At 70.4% G+C, this 21,415-nt stretch carries 20 protein-coding genes; 9 read left to right on the top strand and 11 right to left on the bottom strand.

The window, feature by feature from the left end:
- Positions 1-140: 140 nt before the first annotated feature.
- On the bottom strand, positions 141-533 hold the full coding sequence (locus ACZ4RZ_RS44035; protein WP_362517465.1) for an ankyrin repeat domain-containing protein: 393 nt from the start codon (positions 531-533) through the stop codon (positions 141-143).
- 337 nt (positions 534-870) lie between these two features.
- Between ACZ4RZ_RS44035 and ACZ4RZ_RS44040 the strand changes: the two genes are divergently transcribed.
- Positions 871-1,065: a hypothetical protein gene (locus ACZ4RZ_RS44040; RefSeq protein ID WP_399076138.1), complete on the top strand. Its 195-nt coding sequence runs from the start codon at positions 871-873 to the stop codon at positions 1,063-1,065.
- Between the two features lie 37 nt (positions 1,066-1,102).
- Positions 1,103-2,683, top strand: a complete 1,581-nt coding sequence (locus ACZ4RZ_RS44045) for a hypothetical protein (RefSeq protein ID WP_467753190.1) — start codon at positions 1,103-1,105, stop codon at positions 2,681-2,683.
- A gap of 231 nt (positions 2,684-2,914) precedes the next feature.
- On the opposite strand, the gene ACZ4RZ_RS44050 is transcribed toward ACZ4RZ_RS44045, so the two are convergent.
- Entirely contained in the window at positions 2,915-4,414 is a 1,500-nt protein-coding gene (locus ACZ4RZ_RS44050; protein ID WP_467753191.1) for an SCO1417 family PLP biosynthesis transcription factor, read from the bottom strand.
- A 102-nt stretch (positions 4,415-4,516) separates the two neighbouring features.
- Here ACZ4RZ_RS44050 and yczE point away from each other — a divergent pair, with 102 nt between their 5' ends.
- From yczE to ACZ4RZ_RS44070, 4 genes are all read left to right on the top strand, one after another.
- The gene (gene yczE, locus ACZ4RZ_RS44055; protein ID WP_467753192.1) at positions 4,517-5,179 is read left to right on the top strand and encodes a membrane protein YczE; all 663 of its coding nucleotides are present in this window, start codon (positions 4,517-4,519) and stop codon (positions 5,177-5,179) included.
- Positions 5,176-5,943 carry a glycerophosphodiester phosphodiesterase gene (locus ACZ4RZ_RS44060; protein WP_467753193.1) on the top strand — a complete coding sequence of 256 codons (768 nt, stop codon included), beginning with the start codon at positions 5,176-5,178 and terminating at the stop codon, positions 5,941-5,943. Before yczE ends, ACZ4RZ_RS44060 begins: the two co-directional genes overlap by 4 nt.
- 42 nt (positions 5,944-5,985) lie before the next feature.
- Complete coding sequence (locus ACZ4RZ_RS44065) at positions 5,986-7,335, top strand: MFS transporter (RefSeq protein WP_467753194.1); 1,350 nt, start codon at positions 5,986-5,988, stop codon at positions 7,333-7,335.
- Between the two features lie 255 nt (positions 7,336-7,590).
- A complete protein-coding gene (locus ACZ4RZ_RS44070) occupies positions 7,591-7,965 on the top strand; it encodes an RNA polymerase-binding protein RbpA (RefSeq protein WP_003977404.1) in 375 nt (124 codons plus the stop codon).
- 150 nt (positions 7,966-8,115) lie between these two features.
- Here the strand turns inward: ACZ4RZ_RS44070 and fxsA are convergent, their stop codons facing one another.
- The 4 genes from fxsA to ACZ4RZ_RS44090 all read right to left on the bottom strand — a co-directional run bounded on the left by fxsA (position 8,116) and on the right by ACZ4RZ_RS44090 (position 12,436).
- Positions 8,116-8,694, bottom strand: a complete 579-nt coding sequence (gene fxsA, locus ACZ4RZ_RS44075) for an FxsA family membrane protein (RefSeq protein WP_467753195.1) — start codon at positions 8,692-8,694, stop codon at positions 8,116-8,118.
- A 179-nt stretch (positions 8,695-8,873) separates the two neighbouring features.
- Positions 8,874-9,665, bottom strand: a complete 792-nt coding sequence (locus ACZ4RZ_RS44080) for a polyprenol monophosphomannose synthase (RefSeq protein WP_467753196.1) — start codon at positions 9,663-9,665, stop codon at positions 8,874-8,876.
- A 563-nt stretch (positions 9,666-10,228) separates the two neighbouring features.
- Positions 10,229-11,845 carry an amidohydrolase gene (locus ACZ4RZ_RS44085; protein WP_467753197.1) on the bottom strand — a complete coding sequence of 539 codons (1,617 nt, stop codon included), beginning with the start codon at positions 11,843-11,845 and terminating at the stop codon, positions 10,229-10,231.
- Between the two features lie 150 nt (positions 11,846-11,995).
- The gene (locus ACZ4RZ_RS44090) at positions 11,996-12,436 is read right to left on the bottom strand and encodes an Lrp/AsnC family transcriptional regulator (protein WP_467753198.1); all 441 of its coding nucleotides are present in this window, start codon (positions 12,434-12,436) and stop codon (positions 11,996-11,998) included.
- A 267-nt stretch (positions 12,437-12,703) separates the two neighbouring features.
- Between ACZ4RZ_RS44090 and ACZ4RZ_RS44095 the strand changes: the two genes are divergently transcribed.
- Positions 12,704-13,141 (top strand): hypothetical protein, encoded by a 438-nt coding sequence (locus ACZ4RZ_RS44095; RefSeq protein ID WP_189188096.1) that lies wholly within the window; start codon positions 12,704-12,706, stop codon positions 13,139-13,141.
- Between the two features lie 13 nt (positions 13,142-13,154).
- On the opposite strand, the gene ACZ4RZ_RS44100 is transcribed toward ACZ4RZ_RS44095, so the two are convergent.
- The 3 genes from ACZ4RZ_RS44100 to ACZ4RZ_RS44110 all read right to left on the bottom strand — a co-directional run bounded on the left by ACZ4RZ_RS44100 (position 13,155) and on the right by ACZ4RZ_RS44110 (position 17,125).
- The gene (locus ACZ4RZ_RS44100; RefSeq protein WP_467753199.1) at positions 13,155-14,267 is read right to left on the bottom strand and encodes a phosphotransferase family protein; all 1,113 of its coding nucleotides are present in this window, start codon (positions 14,265-14,267) and stop codon (positions 13,155-13,157) included.
- Between the two features lie 49 nt (positions 14,268-14,316).
- Positions 14,317-15,429: an Rv3169 family protein gene (locus ACZ4RZ_RS44105; RefSeq protein WP_467753200.1), complete on the bottom strand. Its 1,113-nt coding sequence runs from the start codon at positions 15,427-15,429 to the stop codon at positions 14,317-14,319.
- Between the two features lie 523 nt (positions 15,430-15,952).
- Positions 15,953-17,125 (bottom strand): acyl-CoA dehydrogenase family protein, encoded by a 1,173-nt coding sequence (locus tag ACZ4RZ_RS44110; RefSeq protein WP_467753201.1) that lies wholly within the window; start codon positions 17,123-17,125, stop codon positions 15,953-15,955.
- Between the two features lie 310 nt (positions 17,126-17,435).
- On the opposite strand from ACZ4RZ_RS44110, the gene ACZ4RZ_RS44115 reads away from it, so the two are divergent.
- Positions 17,436-18,680 (top strand): glycoside hydrolase family 18 protein, encoded by a 1,245-nt coding sequence (locus tag ACZ4RZ_RS44115; RefSeq protein ID WP_467753202.1) that lies wholly within the window; start codon positions 17,436-17,438, stop codon positions 18,678-18,680.
- Positions 18,681-18,735: 55 nt separating this feature from the next.
- On the opposite strand, the gene ACZ4RZ_RS44120 is transcribed toward ACZ4RZ_RS44115, so the two are convergent.
- Both ACZ4RZ_RS44120 and ACZ4RZ_RS44125 read right to left on the bottom strand, forming a co-directional pair.
- Positions 18,736-19,395: a TetR/AcrR family transcriptional regulator gene (locus tag ACZ4RZ_RS44120; protein WP_467753203.1), complete on the bottom strand. Its 660-nt coding sequence runs from the start codon at positions 19,393-19,395 to the stop codon at positions 18,736-18,738.
- Positions 19,396-19,531: 136 nt separating this feature from the next.
- Positions 19,532-19,678, bottom strand: a complete 147-nt coding sequence (locus ACZ4RZ_RS44125) for an SCO1431 family membrane protein (protein WP_189188089.1) — start codon at positions 19,676-19,678, stop codon at positions 19,532-19,534.
- A 225-nt stretch (positions 19,679-19,903) separates the two neighbouring features.
- Here ACZ4RZ_RS44125 and ACZ4RZ_RS44130 point away from each other — a divergent pair, with 225 nt between their 5' ends.
- Positions 19,904-21,409 (top strand): M1 family metallopeptidase, encoded by a 1,506-nt coding sequence (locus tag ACZ4RZ_RS44130; protein ID WP_467753204.1) that lies wholly within the window; start codon positions 19,904-19,906, stop codon positions 21,407-21,409.
- Positions 21,410-21,415: the final 6 nt, after the last annotated feature.

Genomic DNA, 21,415 nt, shown 5'->3' on the forward strand with positions numbered 1-21,415 from the left:
CGGCAACACCTGCCCAGCCATCGCGTCCGTGAATCACGACGTCATGATGACCCAGCGGTTCTTCCTGCCGCGACCGCATTTCCGGCGGCCCCGTTCCGCCTCCCTTATTTCTTGCGTTTCGCCTGGTCAGGGCGTTCGAGTCAGTGCGCGCCGAACAATTCGAGCAGTTCCGTCTTGCCGAACATGCGTGCCGTGTCGACGGCCGAGGGCGTACCCGCGGCGGGATCGGCGCCGCCGTCCAGGAGCACCCGGATCACGGCCTCCTCGCCCTTGAACACGGCCCCGGCGAGCGGCGTCTGACCCCGGTCGTTGATGCGGTCGGCCTCGGCGCCGCGCTCCAAGAGGGCGCGTACCGCCTCGGCGTGGCCGTGGTACGCGGCGAGCATCACGAGCGAGTCGCCGCGGTCGTTGGTGAGATTGGCCGGAACGCCCGCGTCCACGTACGCGACGAGCGCCTCGGTCTCGCCACGGCGCGCCAGATCGAAGATCTTGGTCGCAAGCTCCACGACCTCGGGGTCGGGGGCTTCACTCATCGGCCGGACCGCCTCTCACAACGACTACAACGGGGACTGCGGGAGCTTACGACAGCGAGCGGAGCTGTCAGCCCGGGCCAGTACGGCGGCGAGCGGTGCCCTCGTACGGGTGAATCGCCAGCGTACTGGCTCCGACGGCACATGACCGGCACCGTCACCGGCAAAGATCACAGCAGGCGCCGCCGGGCGCAACAGACCCGCTCGGGCGGCCCAAACGGCTCCGCCACTCAAGTGAAATCCGCCGAAATTCACCCAGTTGCACCTTTTATCGTATGGATACATCCTGTGATCCTGGAAGAACTCATGGTGACTGTCCCCACGACCCAGGAGAACTCAAATGATTCTGTCCATGTCAGGCGTCGTCCTGCTCGGCATCATCGTCTTCCTCTTCTTCCGCAAGGACGGGCTCAAGGGCTCGCACGCCTCCGTCTCCGTACTCTTCGGCTTCTACCTCGCGAGCACGGCGATCGCTCCGAGCATCAAGGCCGGCGGAGAGAGCCTGGCGAGCCTCCTTGGCGGGATCAAGTTCTGACGCCCCTCCCCCACACACGCACCATCAGGAGACAGCAGTGGCTCGGCGCCCTCTCCCCCGCATTCTGAGCAACGGCAGCGCGCAGATCGCCCGAAGCCGGGAGCTGGCCCGGACGGCAGCCGACAGCGCCACCGACGTTCTCCACCCGCTGATCACGGTCACCCGTGGACTGCGCCGGCTGGCAGGGGCCGGGCGGCGCAAGTGGGCCGCCACTCCCAAGGACCGGCGCGGGCCGCTGCTGTTCCTGGTGGCCTCGGTGATCCTGGTCGTGGCGCTGGTGCCGTACGGACCGCTGCTCGCCGTCATCAGCCTGATGGCGGCGGCAGCCTGGACCGGCCGCGACCGCACCTCGTCGAAGCCCACGGGCCCCGACGAGGCGCAGACCGGGCGGCTCAAGTCGCTGTACGAGGCCCTGGTCCCGTACTTCTCGGCGGCCGAGGATCCCGATCCCCTCTACGCCCACGGCGGCGACTGGGAGAAGGCCTTCTCCTCGTACGACTTCGACGACGACGGACGCGTGTCCCGACTCCTCATCCGCTACCCCGCCTACTTCACGGACGGCGAAGCGGAGTCCCGCGCCCGCATCGAGCACCTCCTGCACGCCAAGTCGGGACGTGGCCGCGAGTACCACTTCGACTGGGACGAGGAGGGCAACGAACTCACTGTCACCGTCCTCCCGCCCCTGCCCACCGACATCTCCGCCCAGCGCTTCGTCACCGCCCCCGGCGAGACCGTCCTCGGCTTCACCGACCCGGCCGACGTCCAGCGCACGCTCCCGCTCACCTACGGTGAGGAACAGCGCGACGTTCCCCCGGTCGTCTGGCGCACGGGGATCCGCTCCACGGAGCCGCACCTGCTGGTGGTCGGCGAGCCCGCCAGCGGCACGACCACCCTCCTGCGCTCCATCGCACTGCAGGCCCTTCAGTGCGGCGATGTCGTCGTCGTCGAGGGGGGCGGCACCGGCGAGTACGCCTGTATGACCGGGCGGAAGGGTGTGCTGGCCGTCGAGTGCGGCCTGGCGGGAGCCCTCGCCAGTCTGGAATGGGCCGCGCACGAGACGGAGCGGCGGCTGATCGCCGCCAACCGTGCCCGTCAGGCGGGTCATCCCCCGCCGGACGACACCAAGAACCCACTGTGGATCCTCCTGGACCGGCCCAGCGCGCTCGGCCACCTGGCCGCCGCCGACGGGCGCAAGGATCCGCTGGCTCTCCTTCAGGTCCCCCTCCGGCACGGGCGTGCGGCAGGCGTCACGGTGGTCGTGGCCGAGCACTTCGACGGTCTGGAGTTCCTCAGCGACGCGATTCGCCAGCACACCCGCGCGCGCGTGGTGCTCGGTCCGGCCTCCTCCGCCCAGCTGGAGACGATCCTGGGCGCACCCCCGCACACGACCCCCACCCGGGACGTGCCGCCCGGCCGCGGCTACGCCCGCCTCGGCACCGGTGCCGTTCTGCGCCTCCAGGTCCCGGCCACGCCGGACCCGTACGACGACGCGACGAGCGAGACCCATCGGCGGGCGGTCCTCGATCTCCTCCCGGAGCGGACCACTCCCGCGGAAGCGGAGCCGCTGCCGGCGGAGGCATCGGTGGCGGAAGCGTCGGTGGCAGTGGCTGAGGGCTGAGGGCTGAGGCCAGGGTGTTTTCCGCCCCCCGGCCCCTACCCGTCCCGTCCTTGGGGGCTCCGCCACCAAACCCCCGCTCCTCGAACGCCAGAGGGGCTGAACGCTTGCCGGCGGAGGCTGGAGGTTTCAGCCTGTCTGGCGTTTGAGGACGAACGCGTCAGCGCGATACGGGGCCTGGGGGCGCGGAGCCCCCCAGGTACGGGACGGGTAGGGGCGGAAGGGGCGACCCCCCTACGCCACGAACGTCCGCGGCGCCTCGTTCCCCCCGCTCGCCCCCGTCTCCACCAACCGCGCCGCCGCGGCCAGCCGCACCGCCGCCTCCTCGGCCACCGCACCCCCCACGGTGAACGGCAACCGCACATACCCCTCGAAGGCCCCGTCCACGCCGAACCGAGGACCGGACGGCACCCGCACCCCCACCCGCTCGCCCACTTCGGCGAGCCGCGACCCCGACAACCCCCCGGTCCGCACCCACAGCGTGAGCCCGCCCTTCGGTATCGAGAACTCCCATCCGGGCAGCTCCCGCCGCACGGCGGCGACGAGAGCGTCGCGGTTCTCCCGGGCCTGGTCCCGCCGGATGTCCACGGCCTGCTCCCAGCCCCCGGTGCTGAGCAGCCAGTTCACGGCCAGCTGCTCCAGCACGGGCGTGCCCAGGTCGGCGTACGCGCGCGCGGCGACGAGGCTGCGGATCACATCGGGCGCGGCCCGCACCCAGCCGATCCGCATGCCGGCCCAGAAGGCCTTGCTGGCGGAGCCGACCGTGATCACGGTCGACCCGGAGGGGTCGAAGCGGCACACGGGGCGCGGCATGTCCAGCCCCTCGTCCAGGTGCAGCTCGCTCATCGTCTCGTCGACGACCAGCACGGTGCCCGCGGAACGCGCCGCGTCCACGAGTCCGCGCCGCTGGTGCTCGTCGGCAAGTGCTCCCGTGGGGTTGTGGAAGTCCGCCACGACGTACGCGAGACGGGGCGCCGCCTCCCGCAGGACCTGACGCCACCGGTCCATGTCCCATCCGGCGAGACCCTCGGCCATGGCGACCGGCACCAGCCGGGCCCCGGCCTCACGCATCAGCTGAAGGATGTTGGCGTAGGAGGGCGACTCGACGGCGATGCGCTCGCCGCGCCCGGCGAAGAGGTGGCAGATGGCGTCGATCGCGCCCATCGCCCCGGTGGTCACCATGATCTGCTCGGGCATGGTCGGAATGCCGCGGGCGGTGTACCGCTCGGCAAGCATCGAGCGCAGCGCGGGCAGCCCAGCGGGATAGTCGCCGTGCGTGTGCGCGTACGGCGGCAGCTCCTCCAGCGCGCCCTGCACGGCGCGGGTGAGCCATGGCTCGGGTGCGGGCAGCGCCGCGCAGCCGAGGTCGATCACGGACCCGAGGGCCTCGGGCGGCAGGGGCTCCAGCCCGCGCGCGGGCAGCGGGTTCCCGGCCGGCACGGCGGTCCAGCTGCCCGCGCCCCGGCGGGACTCCAGGAACCCCTCGGCCCGCAGCGCCTCGTAGGCCGCGGCGACCGTCGTACGGCTGACCGACAGGGACAGCGCGAGCTCCCGCTCGGCGGGCAGCCGCGCGGCGACCGGCACCCGGCCTTCGAGCACCAGCAGCCGGATGCCGTCGGCGAGCGCGCGATAGGCGGGCGGACGGCGGGTGCCCGGCCCGGCGGGGCGCTCCTGCTGGGAGTTGAGGAGCCGGGCCAGCTGTGCGGCACCCACCGCCGAAGTCCACTGCGCCATGATTCCCAGTCCACCTTCCCCGAATTGGCCATGGATGACGTTTCTTCCCAAGCCACAGAGTGTCATGCGTCAGGCCACTACCACCACTGGGGGGGACTTTTCATGTCCACACGTTCGGAGTCCGGGCGGCTTCCCCGCCGCCTCGTCCAGCTGTACGTCGGCCTGGCTCTGTACGGCGCGAGTTCGGCCCTGCTCGTGGAGTCGGGCCTCGGGCTGGAGCCCTGGAACGTGCTGCACCAGGGCCTCGCCGAGCTGACCGGCCTGACGATCGGCGTGGTGTCGATCATCGTGGGCGCGGCGGTGCTGCTTCTGTGGATCCCGCTGCGCCAGCGCCCCGGCCTCGGCACGGTCTCGAACGTCTTCGTGGTCGGCATCGCCATGGACGGCACGCTCGCCCTGGTGCCCGACGCGCACAGCTTGACCGTACGGATTCCGCTCCTCGTGGCGGGGATCGTGCTGAACGGGGTGGCGACCGGCCTCTACATCTCGGCCAGCTTCGGTCCCGGCCCGCGCGACGGCCTGATGACCGGCCTGCACAAGCGCACGGGCCGCTCCATTCGCCTGGTCCGCACCGTCCTCGAAGTGGCCGTCGTCGCGACCGGCTTCGCGCTCGGCGGCACGGTCGGCATCGGCACGGTGCTCTACGCCGTCGCCATCGGCCCCCTCGCCCAGCTCTTCCTGCGGGTGTTCGCCGTCCGCCCGGCACCGGGCGGCAGCACCGTCGTTGCCGCCGGTCAACCGGAGCGCGCGATACTGCCCGGGTGAGCACGCGTATACGCCATCCGTACCTAGACCACCCCGGCCCGATCGCCTTCGCGCACCGGGGCGGTGCGGCAGACGGTCTGGAGAACACCCTGGCCCAGTTCCGGCGCGCGGTGGCGGCGGGCTACCGCTACATCGAGACGGACGTGCACGCGACTGCGGACGGCAGGCTCGTCGCCTTCCACGACACGACCCTCGACCGGGTGACGGACGGGGCGGGCCGGATAGCGGACCTCCCCTGGGAAGACGTGAGCCACGCGCGCGTGGCGGGCAAGGAACCGGTCCCCCTCTTCGAAGAACTCCTCGACACCTTCCCCGAGGTGCGCTGGAACGTCGACATCAAGGCCGAGCCCGCCCTCCAGCCGCTGCTCGACCTGATCGGTCGCACCGATGCCTGGGACCGCGTCTGCGTCGGCTCCTTCTCCGAGGCGCGCGCCGCCCGGGCCCAGCGCCTGGCCGGGCCGCGCCTGGCGACGTCGTACGGCACACGCGGCGTGCTCAATCTGCGGCTGCGCTCCTGGGGCATACCGGCCGCCGTGCGCCGCTCGGCGATCGCCGCCCAGGTCCCCGAGTCCCAGTCCGGTGTGCCGGTCGTCGACCGTCGCTTCGTACGGACCGCCCACGCGCGCGGGCTGCAGGTGCATGTGTGGACCGTGAACGAACCGGAACGTATGCACCGGCTCCTGGACCTGGGAGTCGATGGCATCATGACCGATCACATCGACACACTGCGCAAGGTCCTGGAAGACCGGGGCACCTGGTTCTGAGCCTCCTCGCGCGGTCCGTTCACGGGGAAGCGAGGGGCACGGGTGGGCACTGACACCGTGCGGGCACAGCCGGCCGACGAGGCCGCCGAGCGGCGGCGCGAGCAACACGGCTGGTACTTCTACGACTGGGCGTGCTCCGTCTACTCGACGAGCGTGCTGACCGTCTTCCTGGGCCCCTATCTGACGTCGGTCGCCAAACACGCGGCGGACGCGGACGGTTTCGTGCACCCCTTGGGCATCCCGGTTCGTGCCGGATCGTTCTTCGCGTACGCGGTCTCCGCCTCCGTCATCCTGTCGATCTTCGTGATGCCGATGGCGGGCGCGGCCGCCGACCGCACGGGCCGCAAGAAGCCACTTCTCGCGGCCGCCGCCTACCTGGGCGCCGCGGCCACCACCGGCATGTTCTTCCTCGACGGCGACCGCTATCTGCTGGGCGGCCTGCTGCTGATCGTCGCCAATGCCTCGGTGGCGGTGTCGATGGTCCTCTACAACTCCTACCTGCCGCAGATCGCCCCGCCCGAGGAGCGCGACGCCGTCTCGTCCCGGGGCTGGGCCTTCGGCTACGCGGCGGGCTCGCTGGTACTGGTCGCGAACCTGATCCTGTTCACGGCCCATGACACCTTCGGTGTCTCCGAGTCGACGGCCGTCCGCATCTGTCTCGCCTCGGCAGGCATCTGGTGGGGCGCCTTCACCCTCATCCCCCTCAAGCGGCTGCGTGATCGCCCTGCGGCCGCTGCCGGGACGGCGTCGGTGCACGGATGGCGGCAGCTTGCGGCCACGGTCCGGGACATGCGCGGCAAGCCGCTCACGCTCGCCTTCCTGCTCGCGTACCTCATCTACAACGACGGCATTCAGACGGTCATCTCGCAGGCTTCCGTCTACGGATCGGAGGAGCTGGGCCTCAGCCAGTCGACCCTGATCGTCGCCGTGCTGCTGGTCCAGGTGCTCGCGGTCGGGGGCGCGCTCGGGATGGGACGGCTGGCGCGGACGTACGGCGCGAAACGTACGATCCTCGGCTCGCTCGTCGCCTGGACCGTGACGCTCGGCGCCGGCTACTTCCTGCCCGCAGGCGCGCCCGTCTGGTTCTTCGTCCTGGCCGCCGGCATCGGCCTCGTCCTGGGCGGCAGCCAGGCGCTGTCGCGCTCCCTGTTCTCGCATCTCGTGCCGAGCGGCAAGGAGGCCGAGTACTTCTCGGCGTACGAGATGAGCGACCGTGGCATGAGCTGGCTGGGTCCGCTTCTGTTCGGGTTGACCTACCAGCTGACGGGAAGTTATCGGGACGCGATCATCTCGCTCGTGGCCTTCTTCGTCACCGGATTCGTGCTGCTCGCGCGGGTTCCGGTGCGGCAGGCAGTGCGCGAGGCGGGTAATCCCGTGCCGGACAGGATTTAGCGCACAGGGCCAAAGGCCGGTAGTGTACGCGTTTGGCCTGCCAGGCGTACCGTTACTGCGCGTCAAACATGCTGAAACGCTGGGTGACATCTGCTGCCAGATGTGACAAACCGGGCGCCAGTGGGTACAACAAGGGGCGGCTACGACGGCGACACATGACCCGGAACGGGAATCTTTACCGCCGACCGGACGTTGACCGGATGACGACGACAGCGACACCTGTCCTGTGGGCGACAAGCCCGGGAGGCACGATTCATGAGTGAGCGAGCTCTTCGCGGCACGCGCCTCGTGGTGACCAGCTACGAGACGGACCGCGGCATCGACCTGGCCCCGCGCCAGGCCGTGGAGTACGCATGCGAGAAGGGGCACCGGTTTGAGATGCCCTTCTCGGTCGAGGCGGAGATCCCGCCGGAGTGGGAGTGCAAGGTCTGCGGGGCCCAGGCACTCCTGGTGGACGGCGACGGCCCTGAGGAAAAGAAGGCCAAGCCCGCGCGTACGCATTGGGACATGCTGATGGAGCGGCGCACCCGAGAGGAGCTCGAAGAGGTCCTCGAGGAGCGCCTGGCTGTTCTGCGCTCCGGTGCGATGAACATCGCGGTACACCCGCGAGACAGCCGCAAGTCCGCGTAGTCCCTCCGGGGGTTGGGCGGCATACAACGCACGCACGTGACCGCGGGCGCCGTACACGATGTGTGCCGGTGCTCGCGGTTTCGCGCGTTCAGTGCGGGGCCCTGGCATGGCCCGTCCCCGGGGGCTGCTCCCCCAGGGACGGGCTGAGAACTAGCGGTTCAGCGGCGGGTGCGGGCCGGGCTCCGAAGTCGGGCCGCGCATGTCCTCGTCCCTGATGACCTCGCCCTGGACCACCTTGCCGTCGGGGCGGTGGATGCGGGCCTGCTGGAAGGCGTCGCCGAAGGTGCCGGGGACGGCCTCGCGCATCTTGCGGTCGAGGGTGCGCTCCGCGTAACGGCTGAGGGCCTTCTGGACCGGCGGGATCAGCAGGAGCAGGCCCACAGCGTCCGAGATGAGGCCGGGGATCATCACGAGGAGACCGCCGAGCATCATCAGGCCGTTGCCATCGCCACCCCCGGTCGTGGGGGCGATGCCGCTCTGCTGCTGTTGCAGTGTCTCGCTGAGGTTGCGGAAGGCCCGGCGGCCGGCCCGCTTGATGACCACGGCGCCGAGGACGAACCCGGCGACCAGCAGCAGGAAGACCGTGAAGCCGCTCGCCGCGCCGGCGACCACGGTCAGCAGCCAGATCTCCAGAACCAGCCACGCGGCGATGCCGAGCGGCAGGAAGGTGCGCAGCCGCGAGCGCCGCGGGCGGGCGGGGTACGTAGGAGTCGGAACACCAGTCGTCATGGTCCCAGTGTGCCTGGGCGCGTCTCAGTACGGGATAAGCGGATGATCAACAGCGGCTGTGGGAACGCAGGCGGCAGCTGTCGATCAAGGGAACGCCCGCGGCAGCTGCCGATCGAGGCCGCGCGTCAGAAGAACTTGCCGCCCATAGGACGTCAGGACGGCTTACGCCCCGCGAGACGTCAGGACGGCTTACGCCCCGTGATCCGCGCGACCCGCTCCCCCACGCCCCACGTGGTGACCCGCCACAGGGCCTCCACGAGGATGTCGCGGCTCATCTTGGAGTCGCCGAGTTCCCGCTCGACGAAGGTGATGGGCACCTCGACGACGTGGAAGCCGGCCTTGACGGCACGGCGGGCCAGGTCGACCTGGAAGCAGTACCCCTGGGAGGCGACCTCGCCGAGACCGAGGCCTTCGAGGGTCTCGCGGCGGAAGGCCCGGTAGCCGCCGGTGACGTCCCGGATCGGCACGTCGAGCAGGACGCGGGAGTACAGGCTGCCGCCACGGGAGATGAACTCGCGGGACTTGGGCCAGTTCACCACCCGCCCGCCCGGCACCCAGCGCGAGCCGAGCACGAGGTCGGCACCCTTGAGAGCGGTCAGCAGGCGGGGCAGCTCCTCGGGCTGGTGCGAGCCGTCGGCGTCCATCTCCACGAGTACGCCGTAGCCGTGCTCCATGCCCCAGCGGAAGCCCGCGAGGTAGGCGGCGCCGAGGCCTTCCTTGCCCTTGCGGTGCAGCACCTGAACGTGGTCGTCCTCGGCGGCCAGCTCGTCGGCGAGCTTGCCCGTGCCGTCGGGGCTGTTGTCGTCGGCCACCAGGACGTGCGCCTCGGGCACGGCGGCTCGCACCCGGCCGACGATCTTCTTGATGTTCTCCGCCTCGTTGTAGGTCGGAATGATCACCAAGGCCGTGCCGAGCGGGCCGAACTGCCGCCCCTGGGCTCCTGCCGCGAGGGTCCCGTAGCCGTCGTTCACTGCTGCCCCTTCGTGTCCGTACGCAGAGGTCCACCATAGTGCGCTCAACCTGGGCTGTTGCCTCGCCGCGTTAGTACACGCGTGTCGATTCGACAAGAGCCGGGTAAGACGGGGCACCCGGCGGCGGAATCGTGTGCTTCCGGCTGTGGAATTCATGTGCTGCGGATCGGGGCCCGGCGCCCTTCGGGCCGACCAGGGACCCGCTGGCTGCGGATCGACCGAAAGCCGTTGTCTACTGAACGTCCGGGCCCCACCCGGGTCACACCTGCCGACTTTTCGGAACGTTCCGTCGCCTCGTTGCGCGGGTGCTGGGCCTGGCTCCCAGTGGTGGTGCGCCGGTGCGGCACACCACCCCTGACCCAGCGGCACTTCGAGGCCGCGCGGAAAGTTCCCCAGTCGGACGTCCGGTGGTGGACCCGGCCGAACCTACCGGCCACCTGAGGCCAGCTGTCAACAGCCGCTTGAGCTGCCGGTTTCCCCTCCACCACCTGGTCAGTGCGGAGGATACGCAGGTCGCGCGACGCGGCGGCGGGCGATGAAGCGGACCGCGCCACCCCGGGACATCACTCGTTGGGCCGTACGAACACCGTCCGTCCGCCGACCACTGTGCGCAGACAGACGGGCAGGTCATTCCCCGGGGTCAGATCCGGCAGACCTGGAGTGCCGGAGCGGGGGTCGGTCGACCAGCGCGCGACCCGGTCGTCCGGGGCCTGCACGACGAGCTCGGCGGTGCGCCACACGGCGTAGTCGGCGGGCGCGCCGGGCACCAGGACACCCGCGTCGTCCCGTCCGATCGCCCGCCAGCCGCCTCGCGTATGCGCGGTGAACGCGGCGCGTACGGACACCCGGTGCTCGGGCGTGCGGTGGAAGGCGGCGGCACGGACCGTGCCCCACGGGTCGAGGGGCGTGACCGGGCTGTCGGAGCCGAAGGCGAGTGGCACGCCGGTGCGCAGCAAGGCCGCGAAGGGGTTGAGCGCGCGGGCCCGTTCGGCGCCCAGGCGCTGGGCGTACATGCCGTCCTCGCCGCCCCACAGCGCGTCGAAGGCGGGCTGCACGGAGGCGGTGAGACCGAGCTCGGCGAATCCGGCGATCGTTTCCGGGGTGAGCATCTCGGCGTGCTCGACGCGGTGCCGGGCGGCTCGGACGCGGGCGAGGCCGACCTTCTCTGCGGCGGCGCGCACGCCCTCGACCACGGAGGTCACCGCGGCGTCCCCGATGGCGTGGAAGCCCGCCTGGAGGCCCGCCTCGGTGCAGGCCACCACGTGCGCGGCGACCGCCGCGGTGTCGAGGTAGGCCGTGCCGGTGTGCTCGGCGTCGGCGTACGGCTGGTGCAGGCAGGCGGTGTGCGAGCCGAGCGAGCCGTCTACGAAGAGGTCGCCCGCGGCGCCGATCGCGCCGAGCCTCCGGGCCTTTTCGACGTCCTGTTCAGCCCAGTAGCCGACCACGCGGGGGCCCGGCTCCTCGGTGGCGAGCCGCAGCAGCCCGGTGAAGTCGTCCTCGGAGGAGATCTCGGGGCCGGCGCACTCGTGCACGGAGCCGATGCCGAGCGAGGCGGCGTGGGCGAGCGCGGCGCGCTGAGCCCCGGCGCGCTGCTCACCGCTGACGGCGCCCAGGGCCGCGGCGCGCACCGCGTGATGGGCGTCGCGGGTCAGCGGTCCGTCGGGCGAGTACCCGGCGCGGGCGGTGACCCCTGGGACCAAGTCCAGGAGCGCGGTGGTGACCGCGGCGGAGTGCACGTCGATACGGGCGAGGTAGAGCGGGCGCCCGCCGGTCGCCTCGTCGAGTTCGGCGCGCGTCGGAGGGCGGCCGCCGGGCCAGCGGGCCGCGTCCCAGCCGTGGCCGAGCAGCACCCGGTCGGCGGGGCGTGCGGCGGCGAAGTCGCGCACGAGGGCGAGGGCCGCGTCCAAGGAGGTGGCGTCCGACAGGTCGAGGCCGGTGAGCGCGAGCCCGGTGGAGGTGGTGTGCACGTGTGCGTCGGTGAACGCCGGGGTGACCAGGGCGCCCTCGAGGTCCACGATCTCGTCCATCCCGTCCGCGAAGGCGTCGGCCGCGCCTTCGGAGCCGACCCAGGCGACCTGTCCGCGCTCGACGACCATCGCTGTCGCGAAGGGGTCGGCGGGGCTGTGGACTTCGCCGCGGCGGAGCAGGACCGTTTTCGATGGGGCGGTGCGTTCACTCATAACGGACAGTTTCCCGCCCGGGCCCGCCGGTGCTGCACTTGGGGCACGTTTGCGGGGCGCCCGGCGCTGTCGGCCGGGCCCACGCTCGGCTTCGCTCGCGCGGGGCGCCTCCACGGCCCTGCGGAACGATTGCCCACAGCAGCTGCGCGGTCAGATACGGGGCGGCCGTGCCTCGTACGGCGTGGACAGCACCACCGTCGTGCGGGTCGACACGCCCGCGAGGCTGCGCAGCCGGGCGAGGAGCTCCTCCAGTTCGTGCGGGGTCGAGACGCGCACCTTGAGGATGTAGTTCTCGTCGCCCGCGACGCTGTGGCAGGCCTCGATCTCGGGGACGCCGGCAAGGCGTTCCGCGATGTCGTCCGGGGCGCTCGGGTCGAACGGCTTCACCGAGATGAAGGCGGTCAGGGGCAGCCCGACGGACTCGGGGTCCACGACCGCGGCATAGCCGCGGATGACGCCGCGCTGCTCCAGTCGGCGCACCCGCTGGTGCACGGCGGACGTGGACAGGCCCGTGGCCTTGCCCAGGTCGGTGTAACTCATCCGCCCGTCTTCGACGAGCAGCTGCACAATTTGTCGGTCCAGCTCCTCCATGGCGCAAGAACCTACAGGGCCCTTGATCTCCCCGGATACCTCAGCGGCGCAGGTCATACCCGGTTTGTGATGTAGCAGAGAGCGTCCTGTGAGCCATCCGTGGGACAAATCCACCACGCCGGGCACCTGCGGGCGGCATGTGACGAACGCCACAGCTCCACAACCGGGTCCGTGATGTTCTCGTGATTACTGCAGAGACCGGACGGGAAGTGCTTGCTGTGGTCGAGGCCGCAGTGCCTTGTCGGCCCACCCGAGGGGGAGAAACCCATGCAGAGTCTTAAGCGCCCTGGTCGTACCGCGTCCAAGCGGCAGCAGCCCGTTCTCGAACCCGAGCCGGAGGGCGTCGAACCCGACGCCCTGGACGGCGAGGAGTTCGACGCGTACGACACCTTCGAGATGTACCGGGTCATCTGCCCGGACTGCGCGCAGCCCATCGCGCTGCTGGCGGACGAGGAGGTCCTGCCGGAGCACGCGCTGTGCGCCTCTCCGTGGAACCCGTTCGGGCTCACGGTCTGCTCCGGTACGGGCCGCACGGCGGCCGACGCACGACCCGCGGACGAGTCCGCCGAACTCCAGGAGCAGGACACGGCCCTCCTGTTGACGCTCCCTCAGGGACTCGACTGGCGGACGCAGCCGTTCTCGCACGTCGGCGGCCCGGGGTCGCGCCCGATGAGGGTCCCCGAGATGCGGCGCCAGGCCGCCTGACCGGCCCGCGCGCTCACCGCCCGGCGCCCGGTCCCTCCCAGTAGCTGCCCTGCACCATGGCTCGCAGGCTGCCGTGGTGCAGGATCAGTGTGTCCGGGTCCGGGGGCACGGCGACCTCGCCGAAGTGCGCCTGGCGATAGGCGACGCGGAGCATCACGATCGCGTGCCGCAGCGCGGCGTACAGCGTGTAGAAATCCATGTCGCGCGGTACGTGGCCGGTGAGTTCGGCATAGCGCCGCTCCACGCGGTCACGGCGCAGGAAGTCGGGCAGTCCGCTCTGGCCGAAGCTCACCGTCAGGTCCTGGAAGAAGCGGTGCAGATAGACGGTCCAGCCGAGGTCGACCTCGCGCGGGGCCTGCGCCGCCATCTCCCAGTCGAGCACCGCCACGGGGTCGAATCCGTCGTAGATGATGTTCCCGATACGCGCGTCGCCCCAGTTGAGCACCGCCTCGCCCTCGTCGCGCGGCCACAGGTGGTCGAGTCGGTCGAAGGCGCTCTCGATGAGGGGCGAGCGCGACAGCCCGTCAACCACCCATTCGTAGTAGGCGCGTTGGGCGGCGACGTGACAGCGCAGCGGGCTGTCGTCGCCGGGCAGTGCCAGGAAGTCGGCTTCACGCACCGGGACTTGGTCGTGCAGCCGTGCGAGGAGCCCGATGGAGGCCGCCTCCAAGCGCTCGCGCTCCTCGTAGCTCGCCGCGTGCAGCCAATTCCCCTCGTACGTATAGGGCATGACGTCCGGGGGCACGCGCCCCTCGATCCGTTCCATGACGAAGAACGGCGCCCCGAGCGGCCGGGAATCCTCCTCCAGCCACATCACGCGCGGCACCGGCAGATCGGTGCGCTCGGCGACAAGGCGCATCGTGCGGTACTGCCGTGGCATGTCGTAGACGGGGAAGACGGTGTACGCCGCCGGGTCCGCCGCGAGTCTCAACGCACAGGCACGCAGCGGTGGTTCGGGGTGTTCGGTGTCGAAGAGCAGGGTCTCGCTCGACATGCCGTTGGACGCGGGGACGGTCACGTTCACCGCCTTGGCGCCGGGCAGACGCGTGGCGAGCCAGGCCGTCAGCCGATGTGCGATCTCCTCCGGATCACGTGTGGTCGTACGGGGGCGCGGTGCCGTGGCCATGCCACCACTCCAATCAAGGCGTGAACGGAATTCAGGGCCCCACTGGGACTCAGGGCGCGACCGAGTCGAACCCGGTGAAACCGCTCGGGTCGTGGCGGCCGAACGAGCCGTGCTCGAAGATCCCGTAGCCTGCCTGCCCGTCCAGCGTGAAGCGGGCGGCATGGTCGATCACCCCGTACGTGGCGAGGGGGTGCGCGGCCGGGTCGGAGAGATCGTAGACGCGCCGGTCGGTCCAGTCGCGGCCGCGCCAGGTGCCGTGCTGCCAGTCGTCGGCGGGCGGATAGCCCGCCCCGACCGCGAGCGGCGACGAGGTCAGCACCTCCACGCCCAGTTCCAGGGGCTTGCGGTCCACCGGATCCATGAGGTGGATGACGGCGGAGGAGGGCTGACGGGTGCCGGAGCGATAGGTGATGTCGGCCTGCGGCCAGCCGAGTTGGAGGTCGCGCACCCCAGGGCGTACGAGTGTCGCGTCGTTGAGCGAGCGGTAGCCGTCGGCGTCCTCCTGGGTGATGACCATCAGGAAGCGGTCGTCGAACCGGACCGGGCACCAGAGCCAGTGGAAGCCCTCGGTCGGGTTGTCGTCCGCGAGGCGGCCGCCCTCCTCCCCCGGGACAGGGCGCACCCCCCAGCTGCGGTCGCGGGTGCCGGTCCACTCGCCCGCCGGGACCGGTATCTCGTCGCCGTCGACGCGGATGATCCCCTCGACGCCGCCCGCCTGCACGAACCGGCGCCCCTCCAGAGTGAGCCGGCCGCCGCGGCGCTGGATGTGGTGCGGTTCCCAGAGGGCCGGGAAGTCGGCGGTCCAGGTGAGGTCGTATGACAGGCAGTCGTCGTCCGACTGGAGGCGCAAGCGGCGCAGCGGCTCCTCCACGGTGATCCGCAGCGGTCCCACGGTGAGGTTCATCCGGTCGTCGCCGAGCGCGTCCGACGCCCGTACGGCGTGCAGGCGGTCGCCGAGGCGCAGGGTGGCGTACGCGTCGATCACTCCGACATTCGGATAAACGCCGAGGCCCAGGATCAGCAGCGCCCTGCCCTGGTGGTCCAGAACGTGGAAGATGCAGCGGTCGTACGCGTTCCGGTCCCCGGTCGCGACATGCTTCATGGACAGGGGCACCTGGTGCACGGGGTACTCGTCGAGTGCAACGGGGCGGTCGTCGGGCACGGCAAGCCTCCCTGGACGCAGGCAGTTGACGCCATCCGGAGGGGTGCGGCCTCCGGCGGCGAAGTTGACGGTACGTCAGATAATCGCCCGGGACCAGATATCACACCTCGGAACGGAGCCCCCGTACGGGCCCGACACGAACTCACGGTCGAATCCGCGCACGGGTGACCTGCTCGCCCGCCCACGCGTTGCCCTGGTATGACCCCCACATATTCTGCGACCGGGCGTCGGCGCCGGATCTTCGTCCCCGCTCCGGCAGAATCGGTTCGGCTGGGTCCTGTGTCGGCCCAGGAACCCCCTATCTACCGCGCCCTGATGCGCACCTGGGCCGATCGCGGACGCACGCTGCCGGGGCGCCACGACCCGGAGTGGGTCCGGCTGGTGGCGCCCCCGGCGATCTACGGTTACGGGCAGTTCAACATCGGCCGGGCCCCACGGGGTGAGGGGCAGTTCGGCGCGAGCCGCGACTCACGCGGTGACGGGCCGCTCAGCGCGAACCACGACCCCCGCAGTGCCGGGCCGGTCAGCGCGAGTCGGGACCCGCGAGGTGACGGGCGATGACCATCCGCTGGATCTGATTGGTGCCCTCGACGATCTGGAGGACCTTGGCCTCGCGCATATAGCGCTCGACCGGGAAGTCGGCGGTGTACCCGTAGCCGCCGAGTACCTGGACGGCGTCCGTGGTGACCTTCATCGCCGTGTCCGTGCACAGCAGCTTGGCCATGGCCGCCTGCTTGGAGAACGGCCGGCCCGCGTCGCGCAGCCGTGCCGCGGCCAGGTAGAGCGCCCGGCCCGCCTCGATCTGCGTCGCCATGTCGGCGAGCATGAAGCGCAGCCCCTGGAAGTCCGAGATGGGCCGCCCGAACTGCTGTCGGCCGCTGGCGTACGCCACGGCCTCGTCGAGGGCCGCCTGGGCGACACCAATGGCGCAGGCCGCGATGCCCAGCCGCCCGGAGTCGAGCGCGGACAGCGCGATGGCGAAGCCCTGACCTTCGTCGCCGACGCGCCGGTCGTCGGAGACCCGCACCCCGTCGAAGTGGACCTGGGCGGTGGGCGAGCCCTTCATGCCCATCTTCTTCTCGGGCAGCGCGGCGCTCAGCCCCTCGGCGTCACCTGGCACCAGGAAGGCCGTGATGCCGCGGGGACCGTCGCCACCGCTGCGCGCGAGCACGGTGTAGAAGTCGGCGATGCCGCCGTGCGTGATCCAGGCCTTGGTGCCCGTGATCACCCAGTCGTCACCGTCGCGTACGGCCTTGGTCCGCAGCGAGGCGGCGTCCGAACCGGAGGACGGCTCGGAGAGGCAGTACGCGCCGAGGAGGCCCCCGCCGAGCATCGCTGGCAGGTGCTCGACCTGCTGTTCCTTGGTGCCGTAGTTCGCCAGGGCATGACAGGCGAGGGAGTGCACGCTGACGCCGAGGCCGACGGTGAGACGGGCCGCGGCAAGCTCTTCGAGGGCCTGGAGGTAGACCTCGTACGGCTGATCCCCGCCGCCGTACTCGGAGTCGTAGGGCAGCCCGAGCAGACCCGACTCGGACAACAGGCTGAAGACCTCGCGCGGGAAGTGCCCGGCGTCCTCCTCCTCGGCCGCCTTCGGGGCGATCTCACGCTGCGCGATGTCGCGGACGAGCGAGATCAGATCCCGGGCCTCGTCCGTGGGCAGTTGACGGTCCACCGGCTGCGGGGCGCGGTCGGGCATGGCGACGCTCTCCTCCCTGTCGGGCACATCGGCGGACGCACGCCTTGGGTGGGGCGGCTCCGCCGGGGTCTCACGGGCCTCAGCCGATGCTCCCCTTCCGGGTTACGGAAGCTGCTGATCAGCGGTTGTGGCGCTGTGAGTATGCCCGATCGGAGGCATCGCGTCACCAGTTAACGACCGCTTACTAAAAGAAAGGGAAATTGGTCCGAACCATTGACGCACTGGTCTAGTCCTCCTAGTCTTCCCCCACGCCTTACCGCGTTCATGCCAAACGGCGCGCGTTCCCCTCTCCCCCACGAGGAGACACCCGATGCTCAGTACGCACCGCCCCCGCGCCCGCTTCCGGGCACTCCTGTCCGCCGCCTGTTGTGCCATCCTCGGCGCGGGGCTGCTGGCCGGCGCCGGCACGGCGACCGCCACCCCGAAGACCGGCTCCGCCCAGACCGCCGCGGCCGGTTCCAAGGTCGTCGGTTACTTCACCGAATGGGGCGTCTACGACCGGAACTACCACGTCAAGAACATCGAGACCTCCGGCTCGGCCGCCAAGCTGACCCACATCAACTACGCGTTCGGCAACGTCACCGGCGGCAAGTGCGCCATGGGCGACTCCTACGCGGCGACCGACAAGGCGTACACGGCCGACCAGTCCGTGGACGGCGTCGCCGACACCTGGGACCAGCCGCTGCGCGGCAACTTCAACCAGCTGCGCAAGCTGAAGAAGAAGCACCCGAACCTCAAGGTGCTGTGGTCCTTCGGCGGCTGGACCTGGTCGAGCGGCTTCGGCGAGGCCGCCAGGAACCCCGCCGCGTTCGCCCAGTCCTGCTACGACCTGGTCGAGAACTCCAAGTGGGCGGACGTCTTCGACGGCATCGACATCGACTGGGAGTACCCGAACGCCTGCGGCAACACCTGCGACACCAGCGGCAAGGCCGCGTTCAAGAACCTGATGTCGGCGCTGCGAGCGAAGTTCGGCAGCGGCAACCTGGTCACGGCGGCGATCACCGCCGACGCCACCGCCGGCGGCAAGATCGACGCGGCGGACTACGCGGGCGCGGCACAGTACGTCAACTGGTACAACCCGATGACGTACGACTTCTTCGGCGCCTGGAACGCGACCGGGCCGACGGCCCCGCACTCGCCGCTGAACTCGTACACCGGTATTCCGAAGGCCGGTTACTACACGTCCGCGACGATCGCGAAGCTCAAGGGCCTCGGCATCCCGGCCTCGAAGCTGCTGCTCGGCATCGGCTTCTACGGGCGCGGCTGGACCGGTGTCACCCAGGCGGCGCCGGGTGGCACGGCCACCGGCCCGGCGGCGGGAAAGTACGAGCAGGGCATCGACGACTACAAGGTGCTCAAGACGAAGTGCCCGGCGACCGGCACGGTCGGCGGCACCGCGTACGCCAAGTGCGGGAACAACTGGTGGAGTTACGACACTCCGTCGACCATCGCGGGCAAGATGAGCTACAAGAACGCGCAGGGCCTGGGCGGCACGTTCTTCTGGGAGCTGAGCGGTGACACGTCGAACGGCGAGCTGATCAAGTCCATCAACTAGCCGTATCCGCGGGGACTTTGGGGCGGGGGGTCGGTTGCGATCCGCCGCCCCTCACTCATGCGCCGCGCCGTGCCTCCGGCGGGGCCAGGTAGGAGGGGTCGAGCTCCTCGACGGCGCGCATGGCGCCGCCCAGCATCTTCACCAGCAGCTCGCGCACGGTGTCGCGCGGCAGCGTGGGGTGGCCGATCCAGTCGAGGGTGGCGCCCTCGACACTGTAGAGCCAGCCGAGCAGCGCCATGCGGGGCAGCGGCGCGATCTTGCGCCTGCCGTACGCGCCTTCGGCGATGGTCTCGACGATGACTTCGCGCACGCCCTCGCGTATGGCCTGCACTTCGGTGTCGAAACCGACTCCGCCGGTGATGATCGTGCGGTACGCGGCCTGGTTGTGCTCGGCGTAGCGCAGATAGCCGTCGATGGTGCGGTGCACCCGCTCGACCGGGGGCAGTTCGAGGCCGCCTGCCGCCCGGGAGATCAGGTCCGCGACCGAGTCCTCGACGATGGCGAGGTAGTAGCCGCGCTTGGACTTGAAGTAGTAGTAGATGAGCCCCTTGGCAACATGCGCCTGCCGTGCGATGTCGTCCATCGACAGTGCGTCGTACGACGTGTCGGCGAACAACTTCCGTCCGATGGCGATGAGTTCGGCGCGGCGCGCCAGTGAGCGGTCGGTGCCGCGCGCCCGTGGGCGGTCGACGCCGCGCTGTTGACTATTATTCAATTTCGGACCTGGTCTCCAACTGCCAGCGGGACACCGGCAGTATGGCAGACCTGCGCCACCTGCTTGTTCGACTCCGATCGACTGCCTCGGTCGTGAGGGCGTCGCCTTCCGCAGGGCCGCTTTCCGAGAGCTCAGCTCACAGCAGGCCGAGCTGCGTGACGAGCATGGCCAGGACCACGACGAAGGTCCAGCCCGCGACATGTTCGAGGATCTTGGGGCCGTCGTCCTTGGGGCCGCCGGTGCGGGCACGGAGACGGGTGGCGGTGGCGGAGGTCGCGGTCATGGCATCTCGCTGACGTAGTGGTGCGGTCCGGTCCCCCCGCCTCACATCGGCTCCCCACCGACTCGACCACCTTGCCACCGAAGCGGGTTCCCGCGGTAGAGACCTTGGTCACGCCGCGAGCGCCGATCACTTCGACGTGCTTCGAATGCCGCGGGATTCCACAACGATGTGAGGGAACTGTGCGTCTCCTCACACGACAGTGGTCAGTCAACCGAAAGGTCCTTGATGAGCACGTTCCGGACGCCTCGCCGCAGAGCGCGCCTGGCCTTGGCAGCGGCTATCACCGCGGCAGCCGCGTTGACGGGTCCGGTCTCGCAAGCCGCTTCCTCCACGTCCTCGGGCTCCGCTTCCGCCGCGGCCGGCGCCCCGTCCCCGGGAGCGGCAGGCCTCGGCGACCCGATCTTCCCGCTCGACGGCAACGGGGGATACAAGGTCAACGGCTACCTCCTCGACTTCGACTGGCAGGCGCCGAAGACGCCCTTCGAGGCCGTCACGACGATCAAGGCGACCGCCACCCAGGCGCTGTCCCGCTTCGACCTGGACTTCGCCGGGAACACCCTGCACACGGTGACCGTCGACGGGAAGCCGGCCGCCGCCGAGCGCGACGGCGACGAGCTGGTGATCACCCCCGCGAAGCCCCTCGCCCAGGGCAAGGCCTTCACGGTCGAGGTCACCTACACCGCCGACCCGACCCAGATGCGCCACCGCGACGACGCCATCGAGGACTACGGCTGGATTCCCACGCCGGACGGCACGGTGCTGTATCCGCAGCCCAACGGCGCCAAGATGATCTTCCCGTCGAACGACCACCCGAGCCAGCGGGCGCCGATCACCTTCCGCATCACCACGCCGCCGGGTCTCAAGGCCGTGGCCAACGGCGAGCTGACCGGCCGAACCGAGCAGGCCGACGGCCGCGTGAAGTGGACGTACGACTCCGCACAGCCGCTGGCGACGCAGCTCGCACAGCTGGCGATCGGCAAGTTCACCTTCGTCGACGGCACGGGCCCGCACGGGCTGCCGATCCGCGACGTGGTCCCGGACGACCTGGTCGCATCGACCGAGCAGTACCGCAAGCTCACCGCCGACCACATCGCCTGGCTGGAGGAGCGACTCGGCCCGTACCCCTTCAACCGGTACGGCCTCCTCGTCGGCGACACCGACCTGGGCGTGGCCCTGGAAACGCAGACGCTCTCCCTGATCCCCAAGGCCGACCTGCTCGGCAACCAGGTCGACGCCGAGCGGAACCTGGTCCACGAGCTGACCCACCAGTGGACCGGTGACAGCGTCGGCATCAAGACCTGGTCCGACCTGTGGCTGAGCGAGGGCCACGCCCGCTTCTACGAGCGGCTGTACTCGGAGGCGCACGGCGGCGTGAGCTTCGAGGACACCATGAAGACGGCGTACGCGAGCCACGACCAGTGGCGCCACGACTACGGCGCCCCGGCCGAGCCGACCGAGCCGAACCTCTTCAAGCGCATGCGGTACGACGGCTCGACGCTCGTCCTGTACGCGCTGCGCGAGAAGGTCGGCGAGGAGACGTTCGGGAAGATCGAGCGCACCTGGGTCACCAAGTACCGCGGAAAGATCGCCAGTACGCAGGACTACATCGACCTGGCGTCGAAGGTCTCCGGCCAGGACCTCGACGGCTTCCTGCACCCGTGGCTGTACGGCGCGAAGACCCCGCCGATGCCGAACCACCCCGACTGGGTGGTCGATCCGGTCCAGAGCTGAGCGGGC

Source organism: Streptomyces sp. NPDC027189 (assembly GCF_055566975.1).